Raw genomic sequence first — 8,467 nt, 5'->3', positions numbered from 1 at the left:
AATATTCGAATTCATGGAACACTGGGCTATTTAACACCGGTGGAATTCAAGCAGCAGTCCTTATAAAAGTTGTCCAGTTTAGTGTTGACATACCATACAATAAGTTCAACATAAAGAGCGCTAATCCTTCTTGGATCAACGCCCCCGATAGTTGAGCAAAAAACTAAAAATTCTTCAATGAATATTTTGTAATTCTATTTTTTCTTCTCTTTTTTAGAGATTCTCTACCATTAATCCAAACACTCAATAAAAAAGCCAATCCACCTATAGCAGCTAATATAAGAGTAAGCGTGTCCTCTTCCCCAACCTTCCTAAAGAACAACCATTTTAGAGAATAAATAAACAACCGTCCGTTCTCAACTATTGCAACGTATGATAATCTAAGGTTATCGAGATTTTAAGAAATGACTTGTTGAACAAGCATTGTTATTTAATGGAAGAAGAATGAAGTAATAAGGAGAACACATTATTAATGTTAGAATTTATTTTAGGCTTCTTTTCCGCAGGGATATATGGAGACAGCAATTCTTTAGATACTCAAAAAATTGATCGAAATATTGAAATGCTAAAGAATTATACTTGGTTTAAAAATATTTATGATGACGAAAAGTATTATCGGGTGTTTTTTGTAAATAGAAAAGTTAGACGGTATTTACAAAGTTCAATTCGTGTAAAAAGAATTGTGAAGAAGGAAAAGGCTCAAAAACGTCTAATAAATTTTTTGAATAAACAATTACAAAATTGAGGATAACCATTTAGAGGAATTCCCTTTTTATAATTTAAAATCAACAATAAGATTTAACAGGGCCAAAAATAAAAAAGGCCACATTACCTTAAGGCATAGAAAAGCCCAACCAATTTGTAATGATTGGTTGGGCTGTATCTGTTTATAGTGATATAAATAAGCCTAGATATAAAAATTACTTATTTAAACTAGTCCATTTTTGTTCAAGCCATGTTTTGAATTCTTTACCTTTATGACCTTCGTATGCATCGTATACATCAAGGCGCATACGTTCAAGTTTTCCAGCAAAGTCTTCAAATGTGTGATTAGCTGGTAAGCTTTTCTTCACACGGATTAAGATTTTATCTGTGCCTTTGATAATATCAAATTTTTGAACTTTAGGTAGTTCTACATTTTCACCAAATGCAATTAGTGCTTTGTAAGCTGCTTCTTGTACTTTGTAAACTGTATCATTTTCCAAACGGTTTTTAAGAAGGTCGATTACTTTAGCGTGTTTACAATTACTTAACTCATTTACTGCTGCAATACGGTCTCTCCAGCTAGACGTGTAATTCGCTTCTTTTTTTAGTTCTGCATAGTCTTCTGGTAATTCTGTTTCAAACTTTTTACTCAAGTTATGTCAAACTCCTTTAAAATTGTAATTGAGATGATTCAAGCTTTCTTCGACAATTGGTCTGTGGAATATCAATTCTTCTCTATCTTACCATTATATACGAAATCAACGGCTAGCTCTTACTTATTAGAACTTTAATTTGAAAAATAGTTATTTTTACTCTAAATAAGTACTCAAACACGTCTAATTCATAGCTATGAGCGATTTAGCTAGCATAAAAAATTTTTTCACTAATTTTTTTATATGATGGGTAAATCAAACATTATTTAAACCACACTAGCCTTTTTCAAGTTTCATACAATTTTAAAAGTTAATTCTTTCCTCTGTTTAGATTATAAAACCTATTACATTTTCTATCATCAAAAACAAACCATTAAGAAATAAAATGCGTTAAAGGAATGCGAATGGAGTTTGCCTAAGCATGAAGCGGTTAAATGATACCTCCAGTAGATTAAATCACTTCCTGAGTGAGTTAAATGAAGCAATGAATAGATCAAATCATACTTCTAAAAATTCGAGTAGGTTAAATGATACCTCCAGTAGGTTAAATCATTCTCTGAGTGAGTTAAATGAAGCAATGAATAGATCAAATCATACTTCTATAAGTTCGAGTAGGTTAAGTGCTACCTCCAGTAGGTTAAATCACTCTCTAAGTGAGTTAAATGAAGCAATGAATAGATCAAATCGGTATAATCTTATTATTCGGTTTGATGTTATCATTATTTTCTGATCTATACCAAACAAAAAGAGCTACTTTCAAGAAATCACAGCCTTTCTTAAAAATAGCTCTTTATTCATAATGTCTTGGTTACAAACACTCCATTATACAGTCCCCAAATCCACGAATATCCTTTAAGTAATTGTATCCCAATATGCCCTGTATTCATAAAACCTAATTCTCATATATTATCTTCCCTAATTCATTATCTGGTTCAGTAGATAAATAGATTTCTTTACATCCATCTATTTTCTTCATCTCTTCTATTACTAATAAAATGGCTTTAGGTCCATAACCGTTACCTTGGTACTTTCCATCAATTATAATTATACATATATAATTTATTAATTTTAACTTTATAATTATTATATAGATACATACACATTCAAAGTCAATCTATATAAATCACTCCTATTGTGACAAAAATGTAAGTTATGGTTACTTCTTGTTTGGAAAATCGATGGAGAAGTTCCAGGTTTCAACGTATTCTTAATTTACAAACTAACTCTTGAAAGGAGTTTTAACATGGAAGCAATTTTAAAAGGAAATTCGATACATAAAGTTTTTGGAGCAAAAAATAATATATATACTGCTCTACAACATGTAGATGTGACTATTAATAAAGGGGAATTCGTTGGAATTATGGGACCATCTGGAGCTGGTAAAACTACACTGCTCAATATCCTTTCAACAATTGATAAACCAACGTCGGGTAGTATTGTCATTGGGGGTGAATCAGTCGACACAATGAAGGAAAAGGATTTAGCTAAATTTCGTAGAAAGCATTTAGGTTTCATCTTTCAAGACTATAACCTGCTAGATTCCTTAACGATACAAGAAAATATTCTACTACCACTCTCCCTAGCGAATTGGCCAGCTCAGAAGATGGAAGTTAAAGTGCGAGAAATAGCCAACATACTGGGAATTGAAGCTATCTTAAACTCTTACCCTTACCAAGTTTCTGGAGGACAAAAGCAACGAGCTGCTGTTGCAAGAGCAATTATTACAAATCCAAGTTTAGTGTTAGCAGATGAACCAACTGGAGCATTAGATTCTAAATCATCGACAGATCTTCTAAATACATTCAATGTATTGAACAAGGACTACGATTCGACTATCTTAATGGTCACACATGATGCTTTTGCTGCAAGTTATTGCAATCGAGTACTATTTATGAAAGATGGACGCCTTTTCACAGAAATAGTCCGAGGAGATAAGGACAGAAAAGAGTTCCTTAACCTATTATTAAACACACTTTCTACTGTAGGGGGTGGGACCCATGAACATGTTTAATATTGTAAGGAAAAATATCAAACACAATTTTTATCAGTACTTTCTTTATATTGCATCAATGACACTTAGTATTACGATTTACTTTACTTTTTCGTCACTACAGTACAATAAACAAATTAGCCAAGCTCTAACGGATACAGAAAAACTTGAATCAGCTTTTGGTGCTTCTTCAATACTTTTACTACTATTTGTCTCCATTTTCATTTGGTATTCGAATAACTTCTTTGTTAAAAGACGTAAAAAAGATATTGGTTTATATTCGTTATTAGGTGTTGAGAAAAAACAAATTGGCAGAATGCTATTTTATGAGAACTTTATAATGGGCATACTTGCACTCTTAATAGGGCTTGCAATCGGGGAACTATTCTCTGTTTTCTTCAGTATGATTCTGGTAAAATTAATGGGCTTTTCTATTGCTATTACATTTACTATTAATTCAAGAGCAATCATACAGACTTTACTCGTATTTAGTGTGATTATTTTCCTTACTTCATTGCAAGGCTACTTTATTATTTATCGTTTTAAATTAATCGAGCTATTTCAAGCTACTAAAAAAGGCGAGAAAATAAATAAGCCTTCTTTGTTGTTAGCACTTCTTGCCATTGCAATGATTGGAGGTAGCTACTGGTTATTACAATTGTCTCCAGAATCGAGCAATTGGGATCAGAACTTTAACGGTACTATCAGTATAATAATTATCTCCATGCTTGTTGGTTCGTTTTTGTTATTCCACTCCTTAAGTGCCTTTATCTTTGTATTATTACAAAAGAATAAGTCATTTTATTTTAAGTGGTCTAATCTTTTAACTTTTACGCAATTAACAAATCGATTAAAGAGCAACGCCTTTATGTTCACTATTATTTCTATACTGAACGCAGTAACACTTATCGCTTTTGGATTTGGTTATAGTATTTATTACAATACTCTGGATCAAGTGAAAAGTTTTGTTCCATATAGTTATCAATATGAAAGTACATCATCTGAAGTAGATGCAAAAATTCGTGAATTAATCGCCACGGACAATGATCATTCCCTTATCTTTGAACATGACTGGGAGTACACAATGGTGAAAGGCGATGCATCAGAGCTTAAGAAAGTTCCTGGGGGTTACTTATACTTTGACGAATCATTTGCTGTTATATCCAATACAACTTTCAATCAGCTAGCTGATAAATTAGATTTAGATACAATTGCACCTTTAAAGAAAACAGAAGGTCTAACAATTATCAACAATTTCATAGGTTCACAAGACCAACAATCAAATTTAAACAAATCGATTTCGTTGCATTCAGCAACTGCGGATTCGAAAATAAAGATTGTTGATAATAAATCATTTTCATTATTGAATGACCCTGTTCAACCTTTCTTAATAGTTGTAAATGACAAAAAATACAATCAGCTTAGAGGTGAAAATACTCCTACTACAGTGCATGCTTTGAAAGTAACCAACGAAGCTAAATCTTCTGTATTAACAAAGAAAATCATGAAAGAACTTCCCAGTGAAGTACATTTCTACAGTTTTTCAGATAGCTATCAAGAATCCCAATCTGTCTATGGATTACTGATCTTTATAAGCGGATTTTTGGGATTAGTCTTCCTTGCGGCTTCAGGAAGTATTATTTATTTCAAAATGCTAACAGAAGTAACTGATGATAAAGTCAGATATACAACATTAAAGAAACTAGGCGTACAAAAGAGCGAAGTGATACGAGTTATCGCTAAACAATATTCTATTGTCTTTCTCCTACCTTTAATCGTAGGCATTACTCATAGTTGTATGATTTTAACTGCTATCTCAAATTTAATGGATATCAACTTCATAATTCCTGTAATCATTTGTATCGTATCTTATACAATGCTTTATCTTTCTTACTATGTATTAACTGTTTTTTCTTGTAACAAAATAGTCAATGCATAGAGTAAAGACAGACACCAATAAAGTTTATGTCTGACAGACTGTAGACAACCTCGAAGAAATTCGAGTTTATCTACGGTCTTTTTATTTAAAAAATAGATAGGACGTTGATTTCCGCTACGGTGGACGCTTCCCGCGGGCGGGCGCCAAGTCGCTTCGTCGCTATGCTCCTGCAGGGTCTTGGACTGTCCCGCTTTTCCCGCTGGAGTCGCCACCTCCGCTCCAATCAACTACACATGTAATATAAACAAATTATTAATTTTATGGAAAATAATAATAATAATAAATACTAAAAAGAAAGCAAATTGAAATGGTTGCTTTGTATCCTCTAGTACTTCAAGAACATCTTATGGGATAAATTGAAGATGCGGTGGTCAACCTTAAAAGGTCTTAAAAAAATGTCTATGCAGACGATGTGTTGCTACGAATTTTTTGAAAACTCGTCAATTTGAATTAGCAAATTACAAAAATGTCCTAAATATTAATATTTGGAAAGATTTTTATCTATAAAAGAGATTCTTAAATAACCAAAATATATAAAAATAACAAAAGGCATTCAGGATATGAGCATTCTGAATGCCTTTTGTCAACAAACTAAGAGACCGGCACCTATAAGGATTTTAAATTATGTTATACCATAGTAATCATGCAGTTTTGGAAAATGTATAGTAACAGCTGTAAAGTGGTTCTTTTCTGAAGTGATAGTGATTGAATGTCCTAACTTATTTGCCAATCTCTTAGCTAGATAAAGACCCATTCCCGTTGAGCCACCGTGACTTCTTCCATTCATCCCAGTGAAGCCTTTATCGAAAACTCGCTGGATGTCGGCCTGTTCTACCCCTATCCCATTGTCCTTTATGATTAATCTTCTTTCTATCTCATCCTCTTCAGAAGAAATATTCACTTCCCCCTGAGGCGAAGTATACTTCAAAGCATTAGATAGAATTTGTGCCACAATATAAGCTAGCCATTTTTGGTCAGTTAGTACTTCTTTAGACTCTACTTCCAATTTAAGTTTTATCTTTTTTTGAATAAATAACTTGGCATTTTGTTTAATAATTGAACGAATAACTACGTCTAAATCAATAGGAACAATAAAATAATCTTGATTGAAATCATCTGCTCGAACGAAATAGAGTGCCTGTTCAACGTACCCCTCAATCTTCTCTATTTCTTCTTCAATACTATTCAAAATCGGATTTTTCTTCTCATTCTCAATAATTAAATGACTAACCGATATAGGTGTTTTAATTTCATGGAACCATGATGTCATATAATCTATCGTTTCTTTTTTATCATTTATAATATTCGTGACTTTCTGCTGATGCTGTTGATTTACTTGCTTTAATACTTCTTGAAACATCTGCTGCTCCAATGTTTTAGGCGTCAGCAACTCTTCCTGTATTAAAAAACCATCTCTACAACTACTCTTCAATGCAATAAAGTGTTTTTTGATCAAGTAATACTCTATTAAAATGTATAAGAAAAATAAACAAGTTGAGATAAGATAAAGGTAGAGTAGATTATTTATTGGGATTGAAAGTCTTGGGTTGATATAGATCATTACTGTGATAAACGACATAATCATAATATAGGTTACGATTAGTCGCCTCTGAAAGAACAAATGCTTCCAAATACTCATATTAGCATATACCCTTGCCCTTTCTTCGTTTGGATATAATCTTCCACACCCATATCTGTTAGTTTACGACGTAAACGATTTATATTAACCGTCAATGTATTATCATCAATAAAACTCTCATCTTCCCATAATGCACGCATTAACGCATCACGACTAATAATTTCATTCTTATTTTCAAAAAGAACAGTCAATATTTTAAATTCATTTTTAGTGAGCTCACTTTCTTGCTCGCCAAACTTAACTGTTGAATTTTTTAAGTTTAAAGTCAAATCATTATGTTTGAGAACATCTAAACTAGGTGAAAGATATGTATACGTTCTACGCACTATCGCATTAATCTTCGTCACGAGTATATCCATTGAGAATGGCTTCTGGATAAAATCATCCCCGCCCATATTTATGGCCATCATAACATCCATCTTCTCATTACGAGACGACACAAATACAATTGGCACATTTGAATACTTTCTAATTTTCTCGCACCAATAAAACCCATCAAAATAAGGTAAATTGATATCTAACAACACTACATGCGGTTTCACTGACAAATACTCTTCTTCTACTTGTTGAAAATCCTTAACTGGATAAACATCATATCCCCATTTAATTAAATTTTCCTCAACCATTTCGGCTATCTTTTGTTCATCTTCGACAATCATAATGTTAAATTTATCATCCATGTTTCATTTCTCCTACCAATTAATTGATTTTTACCCACACTATTCAATTAATTATACTCATTCTCACAGCATTTTTGAATACTTCGCTAACCTTGACTCTGTATTTAGATACTGAAAAGACCGCTCTATTAGGTTGCCACTGAAATGTACAATGATTTAAATAAGATAGCCCATTCTCAGTTTTATCGAGAATGGGCTATCTGTTCTTCAGTATAATAGATGAACTTCGAGCCATTATTTTAAATGTGATTTTTACTAAGATACTCTTGATTCATAAAATACGTCCTGATGATTATCTATTAGGTAAAATCAATTCTATATTTTTTTGAATTGATTTATTACTCATTTCACCTGATGATATTTTTTTAACTATACCCTCGGAGTCGATGAATACCGACGTAGGTAAGAACTCTATATTATAACTTTTAAAAACAACTAATGAGTGATCTATTAATATCGGAAAACTAATATTATTAGTGAATTTTTTAACTTCAAAAGGTGTTTGTGCATTATTTATTGCAAGGATTTCCACTCCTTTTGATTTATATTTAATATAGTTTTCTTCTAAATCAGGCATTTCCTCTTTGCAATAATCACAATAAGTCGCCCAAAAATTTAGTACAACTCCTTGACCTTTATAATCTGACAATTTATGCTTCTCTCCATTTAAATCCTCAAGAATAAAATCAGGTGCAACATCACCTATTTTCACTAACTCATATGTTTCTTTTATGAAATTACTATAGACCGTATAAGCAATGGCACTAAAGATAATTACTAAAATAACAGTTCGCATAATCGTTCTTTTTTTCATCTATCGTCCTCCTGACAAACCAATGAAACCCCAAAAAATCGGCACTA

At 32.1% G+C, this 8,467-nt stretch carries 9 protein-coding genes; 4 read left to right on the top strand and 5 right to left on the bottom strand.

Features of this window, described 5'->3' with window-relative positions:
* Positions 1-3: 3 nt before the first annotated feature.
* Together ACQKMD_RS17990 and ACQKMD_RS17985 are read left to right on the top strand one after the other, a co-directional pair.
* Entirely contained in the window at positions 4-66 is a 63-nt protein-coding gene (locus ACQKMD_RS17990; protein ID WP_427417267.1) for a hypothetical protein, read from the top strand.
* 406 nt (positions 67-472) lie between these two features.
* Positions 473-745, top strand: coding sequence for a hypothetical protein (locus tag ACQKMD_RS17985; RefSeq protein WP_427753747.1), 273 nt, complete (start codon positions 473-475; stop codon positions 743-745).
* 175 nt (positions 746-920) lie between these two features.
* On the opposite strand, the gene ACQKMD_RS17980 is transcribed toward ACQKMD_RS17985, so the two are convergent.
* Both ACQKMD_RS17980 and ACQKMD_RS17975 read right to left on the bottom strand, forming a co-directional pair.
* Entirely contained in the window at positions 921-1,358 is a 438-nt protein-coding gene (locus tag ACQKMD_RS17980; protein ID WP_427753745.1) for a HEAT repeat domain-containing protein, read from the bottom strand.
* 892 nt (positions 1,359-2,250) lie between these two features.
* Complete coding sequence (locus tag ACQKMD_RS17975) at positions 2,251-2,403, bottom strand: GNAT family N-acetyltransferase (RefSeq protein ID WP_427753751.1); 153 nt, start codon at positions 2,401-2,403, stop codon at positions 2,251-2,253.
* 198 nt (positions 2,404-2,601) lie between these two features.
* On the opposite strand from ACQKMD_RS17975, the gene ACQKMD_RS17970 reads away from it, so the two are divergent.
* The gene (locus tag ACQKMD_RS17970; RefSeq protein WP_427753743.1) at positions 2,602-3,369 is read left to right on the top strand and encodes an ABC transporter ATP-binding protein; all 768 of its coding nucleotides are present in this window, start codon (positions 2,602-2,604) and stop codon (positions 3,367-3,369) included.
* Positions 3,356-5,287: an FtsX-like permease family protein gene (locus tag ACQKMD_RS17965; RefSeq protein WP_427753741.1), complete on the top strand. Its 1,932-nt coding sequence runs from the start codon at positions 3,356-3,358 to the stop codon at positions 5,285-5,287. Before ACQKMD_RS17970 ends, ACQKMD_RS17965 begins: the two co-directional genes overlap by 14 nt.
* Before the next feature lie 622 nt (positions 5,288-5,909).
* Here the strand turns inward: ACQKMD_RS17965 and ACQKMD_RS17960 are convergent.
* From ACQKMD_RS17960 to resA, 3 genes are all read right to left on the bottom strand, one after another.
* Positions 5,910-6,647: a sensor histidine kinase gene (locus ACQKMD_RS17960; RefSeq protein ID WP_427753739.1), complete on the bottom strand. Its 738-nt coding sequence runs from the start codon at positions 6,645-6,647 to the stop codon at positions 5,910-5,912.
* Positions 6,648-6,922: 275 nt separating this feature from the next.
* Positions 6,923-7,606 carry a response regulator transcription factor gene (locus ACQKMD_RS17955; RefSeq protein ID WP_427753737.1) on the bottom strand — a complete coding sequence of 228 codons (684 nt, stop codon included), beginning with the start codon at positions 7,604-7,606 and terminating at the stop codon, positions 6,923-6,925.
* Between the two features lie 292 nt (positions 7,607-7,898).
* The gene (gene resA, locus ACQKMD_RS17950; protein WP_427753735.1) at positions 7,899-8,420 is read right to left on the bottom strand and encodes a thiol-disulfide oxidoreductase ResA; all 522 of its coding nucleotides are present in this window, start codon (positions 8,418-8,420) and stop codon (positions 7,899-7,901) included.
* Positions 8,421-8,467 lie beyond the last annotated feature (47 nt).

It is taken from the genome of Viridibacillus sp. NPDC096237, from assembly GCF_050278625.1.
Lineage (GTDB): Bacteria > Bacillota > Bacilli > Bacillales_A > Planococcaceae > Viridibacillus.
The sequence above is the reverse complement of the archived record's forward strand: the minus strand, read 5'-3'. Positions and strand labels throughout refer to the sequence as shown.